At 45.3% G+C, this 20,498-nt stretch carries 20 protein-coding genes and 1 tRNA gene; 13 read left to right on the forward strand and 8 right to left on the reverse strand.

The window, feature by feature from the left end:
• Positions 1–272: 272 nt before the first annotated feature.
• From EP13_RS07445 to lolB, 4 genes are all read right to left on the reverse strand, one after another.
• The gene (locus EP13_RS07445) at positions 273–1,211 is read right to left on the reverse strand and encodes a ribose-phosphate pyrophosphokinase (RefSeq protein ID WP_231401321.1); all 939 of its coding nucleotides are present in this window, start codon (positions 1,209–1,211) and stop codon (positions 273–275) included.
• A gap of 43 nt (positions 1,212–1,254) precedes the next feature.
• A tRNA-Gln gene (locus tag EP13_RS07450) sits at positions 1,255–1,330 on the reverse strand.
• 4 nt (positions 1,331–1,334) lie between these two features.
• The gene (ispE, locus tag EP13_RS07455; protein WP_044056744.1) at positions 1,335–2,225 is read right to left on the reverse strand and encodes a 4-(cytidine 5'-diphospho)-2-C-methyl-D-erythritol kinase; all 891 of its coding nucleotides are present in this window, start codon (positions 2,223–2,225) and stop codon (positions 1,335–1,337) included.
• Complete coding sequence (lolB, locus tag EP13_RS07460; RefSeq protein ID WP_044056745.1) at positions 2,210–2,863, reverse strand: lipoprotein insertase outer membrane protein LolB; 654 nt, start codon at positions 2,861–2,863, stop codon at positions 2,210–2,212. Before lolB ends, ispE begins: the two co-directional genes overlap by 16 nt.
• Before the next feature lie 113 nt (positions 2,864–2,976).
• On the opposite strand from lolB, the gene hemA reads away from it, so the two are divergent.
• The 6 genes from hemA to kdsA are packed head-to-tail and all read left to right on the forward strand — an operon-like array spanning position 2,977 to position 9,128.
• Positions 2,977–4,251: a glutamyl-tRNA reductase gene (gene hemA / locus EP13_RS07465; protein ID WP_044056746.1), complete on the forward strand. Its 1,275-nt coding sequence runs from the start codon at positions 2,977–2,979 to the stop codon at positions 4,249–4,251.
• Positions 4,252–4,266: 15 nt separating this feature from the next.
• Complete coding sequence (prfA, locus tag EP13_RS07470) at positions 4,267–5,352, forward strand: peptide chain release factor 1 (protein ID WP_044056747.1); 1,086 nt, start codon at positions 4,267–4,269, stop codon at positions 5,350–5,352.
• Positions 5,353–5,354: 2 nt separating this feature from the next.
• Positions 5,355–6,206, forward strand: a complete 852-nt coding sequence (gene prmC, locus EP13_RS07475; RefSeq protein WP_408605304.1) for a peptide chain release factor N(5)-glutamine methyltransferase — start codon at positions 5,355–5,357, stop codon at positions 6,204–6,206.
• A 52-nt stretch (positions 6,207–6,258) separates the two neighbouring features.
• Positions 6,259–7,833, forward strand: coding sequence for a DUF3369 domain-containing protein (locus tag EP13_RS07480; protein WP_044056749.1), 1,575 nt, complete (start codon positions 6,259–6,261; stop codon positions 7,831–7,833).
• A gap of 43 nt (positions 7,834–7,876) precedes the next feature.
• On the forward strand, positions 7,877–8,248 hold the full coding sequence (locus EP13_RS07485) for a SirB2 family protein (protein WP_044056750.1): 372 nt from the start codon (positions 7,877–7,879) through the stop codon (positions 8,246–8,248).
• 25 nt (positions 8,249–8,273) lie between these two features.
• Complete coding sequence (gene kdsA, locus EP13_RS07490; protein ID WP_044056751.1) at positions 8,274–9,128, forward strand: 3-deoxy-8-phosphooctulonate synthase; 855 nt, start codon at positions 8,274–8,276, stop codon at positions 9,126–9,128.
• A 65-nt stretch (positions 9,129–9,193) separates the two neighbouring features.
• Here kdsA and EP13_RS07495 read toward each other — a convergent pair whose 3' ends face one another.
• Positions 9,194–9,484 (reverse strand): hypothetical protein, encoded by a 291-nt coding sequence (locus tag EP13_RS07495; protein ID WP_231401142.1) that lies wholly within the window; start codon positions 9,482–9,484, stop codon positions 9,194–9,196.
• Between the two features lie 218 nt (positions 9,485–9,702).
• On the opposite strand from EP13_RS07495, the gene EP13_RS07500 reads away from it, so the two are divergent.
• From EP13_RS07500 to EP13_RS07525, 6 genes are all read left to right on the forward strand, one after another.
• Entirely contained in the window at positions 9,703–10,602 is a 900-nt protein-coding gene (locus tag EP13_RS07500) for a transcriptional regulator GcvA (RefSeq protein WP_044056752.1), read from the forward strand.
• On the forward strand, positions 10,602–11,258 hold the full coding sequence (locus EP13_RS07505) for an alpha/beta family hydrolase (RefSeq protein ID WP_044056753.1): 657 nt from the start codon (positions 10,602–10,604) through the stop codon (positions 11,256–11,258). Before EP13_RS07500 ends, EP13_RS07505 begins: the two co-directional genes overlap by 1 nt.
• Positions 11,259–11,272: 14 nt before the next feature.
• Positions 11,273–11,713, forward strand: coding sequence for a DUF423 domain-containing protein (locus EP13_RS07510; RefSeq protein WP_044056754.1), 441 nt, complete (start codon positions 11,273–11,275; stop codon positions 11,711–11,713).
• Positions 11,706–12,803, forward strand: a complete 1,098-nt coding sequence (rlmM, locus tag EP13_RS07515) for a 23S rRNA (cytidine(2498)-2'-O)-methyltransferase RlmM (RefSeq protein ID WP_044056755.1) — start codon at positions 11,706–11,708, stop codon at positions 12,801–12,803. The genes EP13_RS07510 and rlmM overlap by 8 nt, the downstream gene beginning before the upstream one ends.
• A 182-nt stretch (positions 12,804–12,985) precedes the next feature.
• Complete coding sequence (fusA, locus tag EP13_RS07520) at positions 12,986–15,070, forward strand: elongation factor G (RefSeq protein WP_044056756.1); 2,085 nt, start codon at positions 12,986–12,988, stop codon at positions 15,068–15,070.
• A gap of 237 nt (positions 15,071–15,307) precedes the next feature.
• Entirely contained in the window at positions 15,308–15,901 is a 594-nt protein-coding gene (locus tag EP13_RS07525; RefSeq protein ID WP_044056757.1) for a GNAT family N-acetyltransferase, read from the forward strand.
• Between the two features lie 113 nt (positions 15,902–16,014).
• Here EP13_RS07525 and cynS read toward each other — a convergent pair whose 3' ends face one another.
• Genes cynS through EP13_RS07540 form a run of 3 tightly spaced genes read right to left on the reverse strand, consistent with a single transcriptional unit; the run spans position 16,015 to position 19,128 of the window.
• Positions 16,015–16,464 carry a cyanase gene (gene cynS / locus EP13_RS07530; RefSeq protein WP_044056758.1) on the reverse strand — a complete coding sequence of 150 codons (450 nt, stop codon included), beginning with the start codon at positions 16,462–16,464 and terminating at the stop codon, positions 16,015–16,017.
• 28 nt (positions 16,465–16,492) lie between these two features.
• Complete coding sequence (locus tag EP13_RS07535) at positions 16,493–18,238, reverse strand: bifunctional protein-serine/threonine kinase/phosphatase (protein ID WP_044056759.1); 1,746 nt, start codon at positions 18,236–18,238, stop codon at positions 16,493–16,495.
• Between the two features lie 41 nt (positions 18,239–18,279).
• Entirely contained in the window at positions 18,280–19,128 is an 849-nt protein-coding gene (locus EP13_RS07540) for a formate/nitrite transporter family protein (protein WP_044056760.1), read from the reverse strand.
• A gap of 658 nt (positions 19,129–19,786) precedes the next feature.
• Here EP13_RS07540 and seqA point away from each other — a divergent pair.
• Complete coding sequence (gene seqA / locus EP13_RS07545) at positions 19,787–20,473, forward strand: replication initiation negative regulator SeqA (protein WP_044056761.1); 687 nt, start codon at positions 19,787–19,789, stop codon at positions 20,471–20,473.
• Positions 20,474–20,498 lie beyond the last annotated feature (25 nt).

The following is a 20,498-nucleotide window of genomic DNA, read 5'->3' on the forward strand; positions in this document are numbered from 1 at the left end:
GGGAATGGAACCGAGAGCCTGTAAAGTTTTCAAAATTTCTCATGAATTGGGTAAAACCAACAATGTTATGTTGCTAATTGGCGCCATTAATTTTCGCGATGTTATAAGCAAAAATGGCTAAGTGTGCAAAAAGTAGCGCTGGAAAATTAATCTTCAACCGTTATTTATGCAGGGCTACAAAACAAAAAAGCGAGCTATTTAATAGCTCGCTTTTTATTGGTCATCAATCAGCGATATAGCTGCTATAAATATAGCAACGCACTAACTCAACGTTAGTATTCGAACATCGCTGATATAGATTCTTCGTTACTGATACGGCGAATGGTTTCGGCCAGCATTTCAGACAAGGTAAGCTGTTTTACTTTGCCAATCTTCTGCATGTCAGCGGCTAACGGTATAGAGTCGGTAACGATAATTTCGTCAATCACAGACTCTTTAAGGTTATTCGCTGCATTGCCAGAGAAAATAGCATGGGTCGCATAAGCGTAAACATTGCGCGCGCCATGGCTTTTCAAAGCTTCAGCGGCCTTCGCTAGTGTACCACCGGTATCAATCATGTCGTCTACTATAATGCAGTCGCGGTCATTAACATCACCAATGATATTCATTACCTGCGCAACATTCGCTTTAGGGCGTCGTTTGTCGATAATGGCAAGGTCGGCATCGTTAAGCAGCTTAGCGGTTGCCCGAGCGCGCACAACACCACCGATGTCGGGGGAAACAACAACAGGATCAGCAAAGTCGCGTTGTACCATATCGGCAAGCAGAATGGGCGTTCCAAATGCGTTGTCTACAGGTACGTCGAAGAAACCTTGGATTTGCTCTGCGTGAAGGTCGATGGTAAGAACACGATCTACGCCCACGTTTGACAAAAAGTCGGCCACGACTTTTGCTGTAATTGGCACCCTTGCTGAGCGAACACGACGGTCTTGGCGTGCATAACCGAAATAAGGAATGACCGCGGTAATACGACCTGCTGATGCACGGCGAAGCGCATCAATCATGACAATCAGTTCCATTAGGTTATCGTTAGTGGGTGCACAGGTAGACTGGATAATAAAAACGTCCGAACCACGGACGTTTTCATGAATTTCTACGCTGATTTCACCGTCACTAAAACGGCCAACTTTGGCGTTTCCAAGTTTGGTATAAAGGCGATCGGCAACTTTCTGGGCAAGTTCTGGTACGGCATTACCTGCAAAGAGCTTCATATCTGGCACAAGTGGGTTCCTCAGTGCGTTGATAAAAGAGGTTTGGCTGGGGTAGCAGGACTCGAACCTACGAATGGCGGGATCAAAACCCGCTGCCTTACCAACTTGGCTATACCCCAATTTTTAGTTCGTGTCCGATGTGGCGTTCACACTATTGTATTTTTCTAGTTTTTCTAATAGCGGTGAGCGATTAACACCTTTTGCCACGAAACTCTGCCATGAACTGGGTAATTTACCCTGAACATCATTGGCTAAAGATTCATCAGAAAAAGGCGCAAATACGCAAGCACCCGTGCCCGTCATTCGCGACGGTGCGTAGTGTACCAACCACTGTAATAATTTTGCAACTTCCGGATAGCGATTAACGACTAATTGCTGACAATCATTTCGAGTTTCTTCGAATTTATAGTCGGCCCAATCCATTGATGGGGTATTTCTGGTTAATTCTTGTGCAGTAAATATTTCGCCGGTACTAATATGTACATTGGGGTTAGCCACCAAAAACCATTGTTCAGGCTGTGGGGCAGGCGTAATTTGTTCTCCTACGCCTTCGGCAAAAGAGGTTTCGCCACGTACAAAAATGGGCACGTCGGCACCAAGTTGTAGGCCAATATCAGCGAGTTGATGGACAGATAGCCTTGTACCCCAAAGGGCATTTAGGGCAACTAAGGTGGTTGCTGCGTTGGATGAGCCGCCGCCAATACCGCCGCCCATAGGGAGGCATTTTTCTAGACTAATGTGGGCACCCAGCTTAGTTTTCGTCTGCGCGGCCAACAATTTAGCGGCGCGGATAATTAAATTATCTTCGTCTTTTACGCCTTTTAAGGGCGTCGACATGGCAATAGTGCCTGTATGGTTGATATCAAACGCGAGCTTGTCGCCATAATCAAGCATTTGAAATAGGCTTTGCAACTTGTGATAGCCGTTGTCGTATCGCCCTAAGATATGTAAAAAGAGATTCAATTTTGCCGGTGATGGCCACCAGTCTTTATTTACGGTCACGGTAATGTCCATTGATATATTTTTATTTTTAAAACAGTGGTAACAGGTTTATTACTTGGTGCCTCGTTAATCGGTAACGGGCTTTCCTGTGTTAAGGTTATTGCATGCGGTAACCAAATATCTCCACCTGTGGGCGTGGCCACGTTACCGTAATTCCCATAAGTGACTTGCCAGCCTTCGCAGGCATTGCATTGACTTTCCAGAGAGGCGAGTAGACCTTTGTCATTCAACTGATAACTGTCATTCGCCAAGGGCATTCCTTTAATCCATGATAATAAAGGCGCCACGGGGATCGCCATTCCGGTAGCGTAGTAAATCAGTGGCTCAGGGATGGCGTCTTTATAGGTTTTACCGTCTGCCTCTAAAGTGGCCAGATCATCATCAACCACCAAGTGCACTAGGGTAATGCCAAGTAAATTGGTTAATTGAAAATTAAAATCGTCGCCATCTGTTTTCCACGAAATGTTAGCGCTGGCCGCTTCTTTACCTTGCCTGAAGGCCATCTTTCCGCGCAATTCCCACTGCTGCACTTTTGCCACCTGCTGTAGCTGCGCGCTAAGGTTTACCGCGTGCTGTGGGCCGTCTGGGGTCACCGTACAGGCGCTCACGGTGAGCAACATAATAAGCAAAAAGAGTAAATGTCGAGTCATGATATTTGTCTATAATAATTCTATCAGTTTATGGGAACACAGTTTCACCAACACTTTCAATCATTTTGGCTTTTTCGTACAATGCCGCTCCGACGTTGCCAGCATAGATTTTAATGACACTACTCGCCCTTGGTATTAACCACAAAACTGCCCCCGTCGCACTTCGCGAAAAAGTGGCTTTTACACCAGATTCACTGGTGGAAGCGCTTGCGTCCCTAAAAAAGTTAGAGGGGGTTAATGAATCGGTGATTGTGTCTACCTGCAATAGAACGGAGTTATATGTCAATGCTCAACATGACTCTGCCACGACACTGTTATCTTGGCTATCAGAGTTTCATCACCTCGACGTAGATGAAATTGAGAAAAACAGTTATATCTTGAGTCAAGATGACGCTGTAAAGCATATTATGCGTGTAGCCAGTGGTTTAGATTCACTTATTTTAGGTGAGCCTCAAATACTGGGGCAGGTGAAACAAGCCTTTGGCGATGCCAAGCATTCAGGCATGGTAAGTAGCGAATTTGACAAACTATTTCAGCACACGTTTTCTGTGGCTAAACGGGTGCGCAGTGAAACCGAAATAGGGGCCAATGCCGTGAGCGTGGCTTACGCGGCCGTGCAACTTGCCAAGCATATTTTCGCAGAGTTACCTAAACGTTCTGTGTTATTGGTGGGTGCCGGGGAAACCATTGAGCTTGTGGCGCAACACTTGAAAGAGCAGGGTGTGACCTGTTTGGCTGTAGCCAACCGCACTGTGGCAAGAGCAGAGGCCCTCGCAGAAAGCTTAGATGCCAGTGTATTTACATTGTCACAGGTGCCTGAACACTTAAAAGATTTTGACATTGTCATTAGTTCTACTGCGAGCCAGCTGCCTTTAATAGGTAAAGGTATGGTTGAAAAAGCGTTGAGACAACGTAGAAACATGCCAATGTTTTTAGTTGATTTAGCCGTTCCTCGCGATATTGAATCTGAAGTGAACGAGCTCGGCGACGCCTATTTGTATACAGTGGACGATTTACAGCATATTGTTCAGAAGAATCTTGCTAACCGAGAGCAAGCTGCACAAGAAGCAGAGAAGCTGATTGAAAAGCAGGCTAGCGACTACATGGGCTGGAAGCAATCTCAACAGTCTATTGATTTGGTTAGGCAGTATCGTCAAAAAGGGATAACGCATCGGGATGAATTAGTTGAAAAAGCCCTTGTGCAATTAGGCGAAGGTAAAGATGCAGAGTCAGTATTAACGGAAATGGCCTATAAACTTACCAATACCTTGCTACATCCCACCACATTGGCGCTAAGAGAGGCCGCAATGCACGACGACCCAGCGTTAAGTCGCTGGTTAGGGCAAGCATTATCGCTATCTGACACCACGTCAGATATTAAAAAATAAGGTAAAAAGAAAAATATGAAAGAGTCGGTGGTCAGAAAGCTCGAAAACCTGGTTGAGCGTTTCGAAGAAGTTCAGGCGTTATTAGGCGACCCAGCGGTGATTGGCGATCAGGATAAGTTTCGTAATTTGTCGAAAGAGTTCAGTCAATTAGAAGGCGTTGTTGCTGGGTTTAATGCCTATCAGCAAGCGCAGGAAACGCTCGAATCTGCGCTAGAAATGATGAACGAAGACGACGCTGAAATGCGTGAAATGGCGCAGGAAGAGATGAAAGAGGCAAAAGGCGAAATAGAGCGTCTAGAAACTGAGCTTCAAGTACTACTCCTGCCTCGCGATCCTAACGATGATAACAACTGCTTTTTAGAAATTCGTGCCGGTGCCGGTGGGGATGAAGCCGCCATTTTCGCCGGCGACTTATTCCGTATGTACAGTCGATACGCCGAGAGCAAGGGCTGGCGTGTAGAACTTGTGAATGCAAACGAGGGTGAGCATGGTGGCTACAAAGAAGTGGTGGCTAATATTAGCGGTGAAGGCGTATACGGCGTTTTAAAATTTGAATCTGGTGGTCACCGTGTGCAACGCGTGCCTGAAACCGAATCTCAGGGGCGTATTCATACTTCAGCTTGTACTGTGGCAGTACTGCCGGAAGTGCCTGAATCAGAAGCCATCGAGATAAACCCAGCAGATCTACGCATCGATACTTTCAGGGCCTCGGGTGCGGGTGGTCAGCACGTTAACAAAACTGACTCAGCCATTCGTATTACTCACCTACCCACAGGGTTGGTGGTAGAATGTCAAGATGAGCGTTCGCAGCATAAAAACCGGGCTAAAGCGATGTCGGTATTGCAAGCGCGTCTTAATCAAATTGAAGAAGAGAAGCGTGCAGCTGAAGAAGCGTCAACCCGTAAGAGCTTAGTTGGGAGTGGCGACAGGTCTGAACGTATCCGCACCTATAACTTCCCACAAGGGCGTGTTACTGATCACCGTATTAACCTCACTATCTATCGCTTAGATGAAGTGGTTGAAGGTGATTTAAAGCAATTGCTTGATCCTATCATGCAAGAACATCAGGCCGATTTATTAGCCTCGTTGTCAGACGAGTAATGATCACCATTGATGAAGCCTTGAAACAGGCGGTGATTGCCCTTGAAGGAGGGGAATCTCCGTCTGTGGATGCTAAAGTGTTGCTGTGCCATGTACTCGACAAAACGCAAACCTATTTGTTTACATGGCCAGACAACACACTCACTGCTTCTGAACTCAGTGCATACCAAGCACTTATTGAACGGCGTAAACAGGGTTATCCTGTAGCTTATCTAACGGGGACTCGGGATTTTTGGTCGTTAACCTTGGCCACCTCCAAGCATACCCTTATTCCTCGCCCAGATACGGAAGTGCTTGTTGAACAGGTGCTTGCCAATATGTCACAGTTTTCTGGTTCATCACCACTGTCTATTTGTGATTTGGGAACCGGAACCGGCGCCATCGCGTTAGCCCTGGCATCAGAATTACCCGATGCCCGCATTACCGGCGTTGACCTTATACCTGAGGCCGTGTCGCTGGCAAAGGAAAATGCATCGCGGAATAATATCAGTAATGTGGTGTTTAAGCAGAGTAGCTGGTTTGACGCACTTGAAGGTCAACGTTTTCACATCATAGCCTCTAACCCGCCTTATATTGAATTATCTAGCCCTTTTTTACATCAAGGTGATGTAAGGTTTGAACCCTCTTCAGCCTTGACATCTGGAGACGACGGCCTCGATGATATTCGCCATATTATTCAGCAATCGCCCCGCTATTTACACGAAGGCGGCCTGCTGGCATTTGAGCATGGTTTTAACCAAGGTGACGCCATAAGGGCGCTATTTGGCCAGCGCGGATTTGTCAATATTGAGACACATCAAGACTATAGCCAACTCGATAGAGTCACCGTAGGCTATTGGCAAACTTGCGAATAATCTTATTTGCATTAGTATTTCGTCTATACCCAATGCCTAACAGGATGTTTTAATGAGTGATGACTTGCTTTTCATCGATGAAGATGATGATGAGATAGAAGAAGATTTAGGTGCATGGAAAATCTTGATTGTCGATGATGAACCTGAGGTTCACGCCGTCACCAAGCTTGCCTTAAATGATTTTTCTCTCAACGGTAAAACCCTGACATTTGTTAGTGCGTACAGTGGGGAAGAAGCGAAGCAATGCTTTCGCGAAAATAATGACATTGCAGTGGTTTTGTTAGATGTGGTGATGGAAACCGACGATGCGGGATTAAAGGTTGCCGACTACATTCGAAACGAATTAGATAATCATTTTACGCGGATTATCCTGCGAACCGGGCAACCGGGGCAAGCGCCAGAAAAAGATGTAATCATTAATTATGATATTAATGATTATAAATCAAAGACTGAACTGACAGCGCAAAAACTCTTCACGGTCATTATTGCGTCACTGCGTTCTTATCGTGACATCGTGGTTATTGAAGAGAACCGAGCGGGTCTTGAAAAAATTATCGATGCGTCAGTCGATCTTTTTTCGTCGAACTCCCTGGAAAAGTTCATGCAGGGTATTATTCAGCAGTTGGCCTCTATACTGGGATGCTCCCGTGATGCAGCATACATAACCACTGCTGTCGCCGCCACCCCGCAAGCTGCACCAAAGCGAATGCATCGCACAGAAACCAACCAACTTTATGTCTTTGCCGGGAATGGTGAATACGCAGAGAAAGAAGGCGTACCCTTAAAAGACGCTGTGTCGCGTACCGAATATGAGCTGTGCCAGCGTGCCATGGCGACACGGGAAATTGTCTATGCTGAAGATCACGTGGTGGCCTACTGTAATAGCAAAACCCAGAACGGTGCATTACTTTACTTATCGGGGCTACCGAGGCGCATCGGTGAAGGTGACAAGCATTTGATTAAACGTTTCTCAAATAGCGTACAACTGGCTTTTGATAATGTACTTAAAACCATGGATGTGGAGGAAACTCAGCGGGAGATAATAGAACGCTTGGGTAAAGCCATGGAGCATGAAGAGCAAGGCAGTCACCACCTTACTCGTATGGCAGAAATGGCAGAAGTGCTGGCACAGGGCATAGGTTTATCAGAATCGGAAGTGCACGTTTTTAAACAAGCCATTGTATTACACGATGTGGGTAACTCACGGGTACCGGCAACCATCTTACAAAAGACAGCACCGTTGAGCGATGAAGATATTTTTGCCATTCGCCAACACGCTGAGTTTGGTTATCAAATTTTAAAAGATTCTACGCGTCCCACTATCCAGCTGGCAGCCACGCTAGCTAAGCAACATCACGAGCGTTGGGACGGACAAGGCTATCCCGACGGCTTATCAACGAAACATATTATGCTGGAAAGCCGAATTGCCACTTTGCTGGATGCTTTTGATGCCTTAGTGAACAAACGGCCGTATAAAGATGCGTGGCCGGTGGAAAAAGTCATCAGCGTATTGGAGCAGGAAAAAGCGCAGCATTTTGACCCTAGACTGGTTGAATACCTCATCGACCACATTGATGACTTCATGCTTATACAAAAGCAATACCCAGATGTGCCAGACTACGTATAATACGTAGATTAAAAATAATGAAAACGAACAGGACACAATATTTATGTACATGATGGCTAAGCACCTCCATTTAACCGCTGTGGGATTAAGCATTCTCTTTTTTATATTCCGATTTATTTGGTCTCAGTTTGACAGCACAGCACTTAATAAAAAATGGGTGAAAATTCTCCCTCATATTATCGACACTATTTTGCTGGCAAGCGCCATTTGGTTATGTTTCATCTTATCTCAATACCCCATTGTTAACGCCTGGCTTACGTATAAAGTTATCGGGGTCATTGGTTATATTGTGTTAGGCCTTATTGCCCTGAAAAAAGCAAAAACTTCGGTGGGGAAATGGGTGGCTTTTGTTGCTGCCTTAGGTGTACTTATGACGACGGCCATGGTTGCTGTTACTAAGCAGCCATTATTTTAAACTTTACAGGACACACGTAAACACTATGTCAGAGTCTAATCAGGTCATTCGCGTAGGCGATATTGACGTTTCGAATCATTCACCTTTTGTCTTGTTTGGTGGAATGAACGTTTTAGAATCACGAGATCTAGCGATGAAAATCGCTGAGCACTATGCAGAGGTTACCCAAAAACTGGGAATACCGTATGTGTTTAAGGCTTCATTTGATAAGGCTAATCGTTCATCTGTCACGTCATACCGCGGGCCAGGTATGGAAGAAGGCTTACGTATATTTGAAGAAATAAAGTCTACCTTTAATGTGCCATTGATTACGGATGTGCATGAGCCACATCAGGCCGCGCCAGTGGCTGAAATTGTCGATGTTATTCAGCTACCTGCTTTTCTCGCTCGCCAAACGGATTTAGTGGTGGCTATGGCGAAAACCGGCAATGTCATTAACGTTAAAAAACCACAATTTCTTGCGCCTCACGAAATGCGCCATATCATCGCTAAGTTGGGTGAAGCGGGAAATGAAAAGGTGATTTTATGTGAACGTGGTACCAGCTTTGGCTACAACAATTTGGTGGTTGATATGTTGGGCATGGATGCAATGAAAAGTTATGCGCCTGTGATCTTTGACGCTACCCATGCACTTCAAATGCCTGGAGGGCGTGCAACCTCTGCGGATGGAAGACGTGCGCAGGCAGCGCAGCTCGCCAGAAGTGGAATGGCATTAGGGTTAGCAGGTTTATTTATTGAAGCTCATCCGAACCCTGATGAAGCAAAATGTGACGGACCATGCGCGTTGCCGTTAGCGAAGCTAGAACCGTATTTGCAACAAATGAAAGCATTAGATGAATTGGTAAAAGGTTTCGCACCGCTCGATACGAGCAATACTTGAATGTAAGCATCATGGTGAATGCCAGCACAGGAAGTGCTGGCATACCAATCAGGTGTGATGTCGACTTATTCGCTTTCGACTAAAAGCTGTGCGTCCTTTTTAGCCTTAGCCATGGCCAGTAGGTTTTTATGCAACGCTTCTTGAGTTTGTTCGTTCAACATCATGGTGGATTGTTTCTTCACTACAATATGCGCATCATTTTTTGGCAAAACGTCTGCCATGTTGATGCTGATCATTGCATCATTAATAAGTGATTCAAGATTGATCTTTTCTGGTTCTACGTTAGCATTCGCAGCGGCGCTAGCAAACGCCATAACAGAGACGCTAGCGACAAGTAATTTTTTCATGGTTTTCATAATTCACACCTAATTTAATTTATATAAAAGTTTGTATTAATTGTTAAATTGTTTAACAATTGAACCTTGTAAAGTTTTGAAATATATTAACTCTTTCAAGATTTGCGTAAATAATAGACACTTATTGAGCAAAAATAAAACGAGTAAATGTATGGGTGTTCATTAGAAAATCTAATGTATATTTAACCAAATGGTCATAGTAGGTTTAAAAGGGCAGCATGCACCGAAGACTCCCCCCTCTAAATGCGCTTAAAGCCTTTGAAGCCGCCGCGCGTCATTTAAGTTTTACCAAAGCGGCAGACGAGCTTTTTGTCACCCAGGCTGCTGTTAGTCATCAAATTAAAGCCCTTGAAGATTTCTTATCAATGAAACTCTTTTTACGGCGGAATCGGACGTTGCTGTTAACGGAAGAAGGTCAAGCATATTTCCTTGAACTAAAAGATGTGTTTAAGCATTTGCAAGAGGCGACAGAAAGACTTCTTGCGAAGGGCAGCAAGGGGGCGATAACAGTGGCTATGCCGCCAAGTTTTGCCAGCCAATGGTTAGTCCCCCGTATCAATAAATTTAGTTTGGCCCACCCAGACATCGATGTACGCATTAAAGCCGTGGATTTTGATGAGGGCTTTTTAGAAGATGACGTGGACGTGGCCATTTATTATGGCAAAGGGCGATGGAGCGGTTTACAAGCCGATAAGCTCCATCGCGAGTTTTTAACGCCACTTTGTTCGCCTTTGTTATTTAATAGTCCTAAGCCGTTGGCCAGTTTGGCAGATTTACGCCATCACGTGCTGCTTCATGATTTAAGTCGCTCCGCTTGGAAAAATTGGTTAAAGCATGTTGGCGTTACTGGCGTTAATGTGAATCACGGGCCTGTTTTCAGCCACTCAATGTTGGTACTTCAGGCGGCCGCCTTGGGGCAGGGAATTGCGTTGGGTAATACCATACTTGCTCGCCCTGAAATTGAAGCAGGACGCCTCGTTATGCCGTTCGAAGAACGCGTGGAAAGTCGTGATGCGTTTTATCTAGTGTGTGAAGAATCCCAGGCTGAGTTGGGTAAAATCGCCGCGTTTAGAGACTGGATCTTGGCGCTGGTGGAAGAAGAACAAGAGGATGTTTAATGACTATCGATAAAAGCAGTATCGTCGATATAGACGTTAAGTCACCGCAAACGCCCATTGCTAGGCTCATTTTGGCTCATGGTGCTGGGGAAGGGAAAGAGCACCCTTTTATGCAAGAGATGGCCTCTCATTTGGTCGCCGGAGGCATAGAAGTTGTGTTATTTAACTTTCCTTACATGCAGCAGATGAAGGAAACGGGCAAACGCCGACCGCCAGACAAAGCAGACAAATTGCTAGCGCATTTTGCCGAGGTTATTACCCATATCACTGAAAATATCCATAGTAGTTTACCCACCTTTGTGGGCGGCAAATCAATGGGGGGCAGAATGGCCAGTATGCTGTACCAAGAACATGACGAGATACAAGGCGCGATGGTATTCGGTTATCCATTTCACCCTCCGGGTAAACCTGAGAAAACTCGCATTGCCCATATGCCAACGCTGACAAAGCCCATGCTCATTATTCAAGGTGAAAGAGATACCTTTGGCACCGAACAAGAAGTGCTCAATTACACTTTGCCCGCAAGCATTGATTGCGTGTTTTTAGCCGATGGCGATCATAGCTTTAAACCGCGCAAAGCGAGCGGAAAAACACAACACGAACACATGGTTTACGCTGCCAAGCTTTGTGTTGATTTCATCTCCCGACTTATCTAATACAAGTGTCAAAAATGAACTTACATACCGATCCTTATTCAACCTTTTCCCGGTATTACTTGGTAATAGGCGCCGCGCTAGCGGCGCTGGCTGTTATTCTTGGCGCCTTCGGCGCTCACGGGCTTAAGCAGGTATTATCGCCAGAAAGTTTAGCTACCTTTGAAACTGGGGTGCGCTATCAGATGTATCACGGTTTAGCTATTCTCGCTTTACCCGCGTTAATCACGTACTCACATAGCCGATGGCTCAATCCCGTCGCTTTGTGTTTTGTCCTCGGTTGCCTGATGTTTAGCGGAAGCCTTTATGCGCTAGCGATGACTGGTGCAAAATGGTTTGGCCCAATAACTCCGTTAGGCGGGGTGTTTTTTATCACCGGTTGGGGAATGTTAGTGGTGGCGCTTTTGAAAGGAAATAAGCAAACAGGCAAACGAAATAAAGGCAACCGACATGAGTAATACAAGCGTACTTGCCTATTGTAGGCCGGGTTACGAAAACGATACGGCGAATGAGCTAACCACCCGATATGGCGAAGCTGCAATTTATGGGTACCCGGTATCGAAAAAACAAAGTGGGTTTGCGTTATATCATCTGTATGACGACACCCAGTTAGAAAATGCAATTACGCAGTTTGCTGTGAGTCAAAGTATCTTTCCTCGCCAACTCGTGGCGGTGTTTTGTGCAATGAAGGATATTGAAAAAGACGACAGGGTGGGGCAAGTTTTAGAAGCACTAAAAGAAGGTGAATTACCCTATTCTATTTTTGGTGCCATCGATGTGGAGTACCCTGATACAGAAGACGGAAAAACACTGGCAAAGTTTTGTCGTAAATTTACGGTTCCCTTACGCCAGGCGCTGCGCAAAGCAGGTTGGCTTACGGCAAAAGAAAATGCGGGTAAGCCAAAATTGCATATTTTCTTCGAATCATTTGAAAACTGTTTTATTGGCTATACCCTACCCAACTATGCCAGTCAGGATCACTTAGGTATATGTCGTCTTAAGTTTCCAAGTGATGCACCAAGTCGTTCCACCCTAAAGCTTGAAGACGCGCTGGTGAATATGCTTAGCAGCAAACAGCAAACGCGCGTATTGCGCAGTGGCGGCCGGGCAGTGGACCTAGGGGCGTGCCCCGGGGGCTGGACCTATCAATTGGTGAAACGTGGCATGTACGTAGAAGCGATTGATAACGGTTTAATTGCAGATAGCTTAATGGCTACAGGGTTGGTTGAACATCATGCAGCCGATGGGTTTGCGTATAAACCACAATTTGGTCGTGTAGATTTACTTGTATGTGATATGATTGAACAACCCGACAGAGTAGCTAAATTAATGGGGGATTGGCTGGTAAAGCATTGGGCCACCCACGCCATTTTTAATTTGAAGCTACCAATGAAGCGACGTTATGAAACCGTAACTCAGGCCATATCGTTGCTGGTAAGCCGTTTAGATGCGCTTAATGATGCATTTTCGGTAAAGGTGAGGCATCTCTACCACGACAGAGATGAAGTAACAGTAACAATTATTCGCACTTCAGAAGATGAGGTGTGATTTTGTTATTTTAAAAAAAGTATCATAACTTAGTAAGTTGCTGATACTTAAGAAAAAGAATTGATGGTGGCTTGGTTTTGTGCAAACGATTTTTCTGTTTGTGCTAAAAAAGGTGTAAATTTGGTACAGAAATCCTTATAATCCAGCCGTTTTTTTACTCTGAACCAATTGAAAGTGAACTAATGTCAGACTTATCTCATTACAGAAATATTGGTATTTTTGCCCACGTAGATGCGGGTAAAACGACCACAACAGAACGTATCTTGAAGCTTACTGGTAAAATCCATAAAACTGGTGAGGTTCACGATGGTGAATCAACAACTGATTTCATGGAACAAGAAGCTGAGCGTGGTATTACCATCCAGTCTGCAGCGGTTAGCTGTTTCTGGAAAGATCACCGTTTCAACGTAATCGACACTCCCGGACACGTTGACTTTACCGTTGAAGTTTACCGTTCACTTAAAGTACTAGACGGTGGTATCGGTGTATTCTGTGGTTCTGGTGGTGTTGAACCACAATCAGAAACCAACTGGCGTTATGCTAACGAATCAGAAGTTGCACGTATTATCTTCGTTAACAAACTAGACCGTATGGGTGCTGATTTCTACCGTGTTACTGAGCAAGTACGTAAAGTACTTGGTGCGGTGCCACTAGTTATGACACTACCAATTGGTATTGAAGATGACTTCGTAGGTGTTGTAGACGTACTTACTAAGAAAGCTTACGTTTGGGATGACACAGGTCTTCCTGAAAACTATGAAATCCAAGATGTTCCTGCGGACATGGTAGACAAAGTTAACGAATACCATGAGCAACTTATCGAAACTGCTGTAGAGCAAGACGATGATCTAATGGAAGCTTACATGGAAGGTGAAGAACCTTCTATTGAAGATATCAAGCGTTGTATCCGTAAAGGTACTCGTGATCTTGCGTTCTTCCCAACATACTGTGGTTCTGCATTCAAAAACAAAGGTGTTCAACTCGTACTTGATGCTGTTGTTGATTACCTACCAGCGCCTACAGAAGTTGACCCTCAGCCACTGATGGATGAAGAAGGTAACGAAACTGGTGAGCACGCCATCGTATCTGCTGACGAAACGTTTAAAGCGTTAGCGTTTAAGATCATGGATGACCGTTTTGGAGCACTAACCTTCGTACGTATCTATTCAGGTAAGCTGAACAAAGGCGATACCATCATGAACTCGTTCACAGGTAAGACTGAGCGTGTTGGTCGTATGGTAGAGATGCAAGCTGATGATCGTATTGAGCTAAACAGCGCACAAGCGGGTGACATCATCGCTATCGTGGGTATGAAGAATGTTCAAACTGGTCACACTCTGTGTGATCCGAAGGATAAAGTAACCCTAGAGCCAATGGTATTCCCAACGCCAGTAATCTCGATTGCTGTACAGCCTAAAGATAAAGGCGGTAACGAGAAAATGGGTATTGCTATCGGTAAAATGGTTGCAGAAGATCCATCGTTCCAGGTTGAAACTGACGAAGACTCTGGTGAAACCATCCTTAAAGGTATGGGTGAGCTTCACTTAGACATCAAAGTAGACATCCTTAAGCGTACTTACGGTGTAGACCTTATCGTTGGTCAGCCTCAGGTAGCTTACCGTGAAACTATCACGCAAGAAGTTGAAGATAGCTACACGCACAAGAAACAGTCTGGTGGTTCTGGTCAGTTTGGTAAGATTGATTACCGCATCAAGCCAGGTGAGCAAGGCTCAGGCTTTACGTTCAAATCTACCGTTGTTGGTGGTAACGTACCTAAAGAATTCTGGCCTGCGGTTGAGAAAGGCTTCAAGTCAATGATGGACGAAGGTGTTCTTGCTGGCTTCCCAGTACTTGATGTTGAAGTAGAGCTATTTGACGGTGGCTTCCACGCAGTGGATTCATCAGCAATCGCGTTCGAAATTGCAGCGAAAGGCGCATTCCGTCAATCAATCCCGAAAGCGGGTGCACAACTTCTTGAGCCAATCATGAAAGTTGACGTATTCACGCCGGAAGATCACGTGGGTGACGTAATCGGTGACCTTAACCGTCGCCGTGGTATGCTAAGCGACCAAGAAGCTGGCCTAACAGGCGTTCGTATTAAAGCTGACGTGCCGTTATCAGAAATGTTCGGTTACATCGGTTCACTACGTACAATGACATCAGGTCGTGGTCAGTTCTCTATGGAGTTCAGCCACTATGCACCATGTCCTCAGAACGTATCTGACAAAGTGATTGAAGAAGCTAAAGCGCGTAAAGCGGCTAAGTAATTAGCCCTTACCGTTGAGGGAGTTTATCTCGCTTACTGCTTAAGCATTGTAAAAGCCGGTCGAATGACCGGCTTTTTTGTGGGTGCAATAAAATCGCTGAATAACTTTTACTAGTATTCCTTCATACTGACGGCAAAATTTTCTAGAAAACTAAACACTGACTACGTCACGTTTCTTGACGATGTATTCCAAGCCACGATAAGTTACGGTATTCAGTGTCAACGCGGTGACAGGTTCATGCAGTTAATAGAAACAGCGCTAGAATCGAATAAGGTTAAGCTAGTGCCAATGCGAGTTACGCACAAAGATGCGCTATTACAGGCGGCTTCTGACGGTAAGCTATGGAAGTTGTGGTTTACCTCTGTGCCAAATGAGGACGCTATTGATTCCTACATTGATACTGCGCTCGAGCAACAAGGCTTAGGCCTTTCGCTGCCGTATGTGGTGATTGATAAACAAAGTAATACCCTCATAGGTTCAACGCGTTTGTGCAATGCAGACCGCCATCATCGCCGTGTTGAAATTGGGTATACTTGGTATGCACAAAGTTTTCAGCGCTCTTGGGTAAACACGGAGTGTAAGTTATTGCTGCTAACCCACGCGTTTGAAACGCTAAATACCATAGCGGTGGAGTTTAGAACTCACTGGCATAATCAAAAATCTCGTACTGCCATTGCTCGACTGGGTGCAAAACAAGACGGTATATTGCGCAGTCATCAAGTGCTTGCCGATGGTTCTATCAGAGATACGGTGGTGTTTTCAATTATTGCGAACGAATGGCCGGCAGTAAAAAACGGCCTCGTTCACAAATTGTCAGCGTGGCAACACTAGGGCGCTTTCGTCCTACACGGTTTACCGCACCCCTATTGCTCTAGCGAATGGGTCTTAGATTTCTAGCCAAACAATAGATAAAGATGCGCTATTGCTTGGCCAAGGCAATCCGTTTAATACATTTTGTAGGGTAAGAATTTACCCGACATCACCACGCTCACACGGTCGCCTTTTGGGTCGTTTTCTCGCTGTAAGTCCATGGAAAAGTCGATGGCACTCATGATGCCATCACCAAACTCTTCATGAATAAGTTCTTTTAATGTGGTGCCATACACATTGACGAGTTCATACCAACGATAAATAAGTGGATCGGTAGGCACTTCGGTAGGTAGCGAACCTTTATAGGGGGCTATCTGTAACCAAGCGACAGCTTCGTCGGTTAACTCAAATAACTCACCAACGGCGGTCGCTTGTTCTTTTGTCATGGCCATTTGACCAAGGCAGGCCGCGGTGCTCCATTCCTTCGACTGTCCAACAACCTCAGCAACTTGACGCCATTTAATGCCCTTGAGCACTTTTGCTGACTGGATCATATCGGTAACTTGGGTTCGGCTGGTAATCATAATATTTCCTCTATGTTGTTAAAGAGCTTTACTGCGAGCTCAGCAAAATTATGGTGACGCAATGACTTATGACTAAAGCAAGGCACAAGCCCTGCCAAAAACGAATAGGGTGCTTTTCGATAAGGGGTAAACGGCCTTTATTTAAGTAAGACGATGTAGGGTTATAAAGGTGGTAAACAAACTCAGAGATAACCTGAAACCGTTTGTCTGGGTTCACCTGCAATGCCCGTTTAAGTGTATCGTCTAACCAAGGGGGGATTTCTCGATGCGGTGACAACACACTGTGGTAGCGCAGACGCTGCTGGGCTGAAATCGTGCGCGCCTTGGCCACATTTGTGCCATAAGGAAATCGGCCACTGAGCATGTAATACGTAAGTACCGCTAATGAAAATAAATCAGAGACTTCTCGGCCGGTATCACCGAGAAAATATTCAGGCGCACTGTAAGTGGCGGTACCTAGTACGTGTTGATCGCCATTTTCGTCTTGGTTTAACTCGCTTATTCCTGCCACATAGGCTGCGCCCAAGTCGATAATCGTGCATTTACCGGCGCTATTTATCATGATGTTTTCTGGGCGAATATCCTGATGCAAAATACCTTCACGGTGAATAGCGTTTAAGCCATTGGCTATCTGTTCCACAATATCCCGCACTTGAGAGACGCTCGGTGTAGGGTTATCAACTAACCATTGCGCAAGGGTTTGGCCCTCGACGTATTGAAACACACTATACTGCTGCGTTGGTGCAGTTTTGCGGGGAGGGCTTTTAATCACGTGGGGGTTAGTTATCCGCTTTGCCAGCCATTCTTCAAGGCTAAATAACGTCACTTGCTTTTCACTTTGGGCAAGTTCGGTGGCTAAGGTTTTTATGACTAACCTTTCTTGTGTATTTGTCTCTTTAGCTAAATACAAAGCACTGCGTGCAGATTGATACAGTAACCTTTCTATAAGGTAACCATCTAAATTTGCGCCTTCCTCTAATGCGTTCGCCAAAGGGAGTGGGGTGTCTTCTATCGCGAGCGGCGCGTTAGCCAGTTGATCAATTGTAATCACCTGACAAGTCAGGTTGTCATCACTTTTATTCGCGGTTGCACAATCTACAATACGTTCGGCAGTGGTGTTATTGAGAGACTCCCCGAGCACCAATTCGCCTAATTGATGCGCTGGCACAAATTCATGCACGCCATCTGTCATCATGACCAGGGTGTCTTTTGTTTCTAACCCAATGCTGTGGTATTCAATATCCAGTTTTGATTTGAACCCTAAGGCATTCGCGAGAAAGCTACCACCATGCTCGCCTACCGTGCGGTGGGCGGACGTAATAATGTCATAATTATCTGCTTTAAAAATACCAATACATGCATCGCCCACGTGAAAAATATGGGCGTTGTTTCCCTTAATAATGATCACGGAAAAGGTACATACATACCCTCTATCTGGCGAGTAGCAATAAGGGCTATCTTGAGTACGTCGATAAAGGGTGGCGTTGATATTGCGAATCACCGTGGTCGCGCTTTGAATGACTGTCCAGGTATCTGGCGTGAGATAGTAACTTTCTAAAAACGTTTTCACAGCGAGGTCGCTCGCGACTTGGCTTACCGAACTGCTGCTGATCCCATCTGAGAGGACAAAGCAATGGCCTTTTAATTGCTGGCTAAGGTTTGATGTAACCGCTGCGACATCAATAATATGACAGCCACAGGCATCTTGATTAATTGGTTTAGCGCCTGCGCTAGAATATTCGCTGTAGGTAAGTGTGGTGAGTTGGTTTTTCATAAGTAAAAACCGCCAGCGAATGGCCGGCGGTTATCTGAGCGTTAAACTACCGCGGCTTTAGTCGCAGGTTTACCTGCTACCGGAATTTTGCGCTTAGGTGCAGTTTTCACGTGGGTGGTATAAATGGTTAAGCCAGTGAAGGCTAAGCCGCCAACCAGGTTCCCCAAGGCTGTAGGAATCTCGTTCCATACGAAGTAATCCATCACTGAGAAGTCACCGCCCATGATTAAACCAAATGGAAACAGGAACATGTTCACAACCGAGTGCTCAAAACCCATAAAGAAGAACAGCATGATAGGGAACCACATTGCCAACACCTTGCCACTTACATGTGTTGAAATCATCGCGCCCACAACGCCTAATGACACCATCCAGTTACATAGCATTCCGCGTATAAAGATGGTGATCCAGCCAGCCACGCCGTGTTCAGCGTAACCTAAGGTTCTTGCTTCACCAATGCTGGCTACCTTAGTGGCAATAGCGCCGCCATCGACGTTGTAGCCCATGGTGAAAATGTACGACATCATAAAGGCCACGGTGAGTGCGCCTGCAAAGTTACCCAAGAAAACAAACCCCCAGTTACGGAGAATTTGTGAGGGCGTTACGCCGGGCCGCTTCGCTAACCACGCCAGTGGCGTTAACATGAAAACACCGGTGAGTAGGTCGAAGCCCATTAAGTACAGCATACAAAAGCCGATGGGAAAGAGAACGGCGCCAATGAGGAACACCCCTGTTTGCACGGCAACGGTAATAGCAAAGACAGCCGCTAGAGCCAGTATAGCACCAGCCATAAATGCGCGAATGAGAGTGTCTCGGGTAGACATGTAAATTTTAGCTTCACCTGCATCTACCATTTTTGTGGCAAATTCAGCGGGTTGTAAATACGCCATAGTTAATTACCTTTGTTGTTGTTCAGTTAAATGTAAGTCACTGCCGTTTTCACCTGCCTAAAACGAAAAAAGACGTCCACAGCGCTCTTCAATGAAGAAAAGTGCTATGGACGTCTTTATCCGAATAAACAAATTGTGAATGCACGTACTGCGGGTGACCAGTGCAGATTCCTCATGTAGCCGCTATTACTTACATCGATGTAAGCACTTACGTCATTGTAAGTCAGTGCGAGTACAAGTGATTATTACTAAGCGAAATTAATGCCATCGCCATTAACTTTATATTTACTCGTTTTATTTCAATTGGTTGTATTTGTGATATCTGCGATGGAAACAAGGCGAGGACACCCGCTCTTTTCGAACTTGGTGCAAAATTAGCCTTGGATGCACCAATATGAACACATAAATAACGTCAAGGAAGCAAAGCTTACTCGCCGCTAAAGAGGGGGAAGTGCAAAGCACTCATGAATATCGTCATGGTATTTTCTACAACGTCCTGGCACTGAGTTACATGTTATTGTCATGTTTAATACGCATAATCTTAAATCCAAGGTGAATCGGTTTTCACCTAATGGATAAAATACTCACCAGATCATAAATAGTGCTGCGTTAGCGAGTTGGGTTGTCTATAATGGTGCCTCATGTTAAGGAAGTAGTTATGAAAAGCATTGAAATAGATGACGATTTATATGCATTTATCGCTAGCCAAACCAAGCATATTGGCGAGAGTGCATCACAAATTCTTCGTAGGTTATTGTTGCCTGAAGATGGCGCAGCGGTAAATACACCACAAGCGACACCCGCAGCCCCTAAGGTAGAAACGCCTAAAGCCACGGAGGCAGTAGAGCCTGCACCCGCCGTTAAGAAAACGACCGCGGCTGCGCCAAAGCAGCCCACAAAAACGGCAGCCCCAGCGAGAACGCCGAAGGCAGCAGCCACGGCTAAGCCATCTCCGCAAGCGCCTGTTTCAGAAGATATTCAAACGCACAAGAAAAACGATATTGTCGATGCGGTGTCACAGGATGCGCTTGCAACCTTCACCAAGCGCGTTGATCAATTCTTGTTTATCTTAAGTGCAGCGCACAAACTCAACGCGAATAGCTTTAGTCAGGTTGAGTCTATTGTGGGTAAAAACAGAACTTACTTCGCAAAAAGCAAAGAAGCTTTGCTTGAAAATGGCAGCAGTACCAATCCGAAAGCCATACCTGATAGCGACTATTGGGTTGTGACTAACAACAATACGGCAAAGAAAGTAAACATGCTGGAACAAGTTTTGCGTAAACTGGGTTACGCACCAGAGGTAGTTGAAACGGTGGTGAACCGATTTGCACCGGAAGGTAAATAAAAACAGTCAATACTGAATAAGGACG

This window comes from Alteromonas australica, from assembly GCF_000730385.1.
In the GTDB taxonomy this organism is placed as follows: domain Bacteria; phylum Pseudomonadota; class Gammaproteobacteria; order Enterobacterales; family Alteromonadaceae; genus Alteromonas; species Alteromonas australica.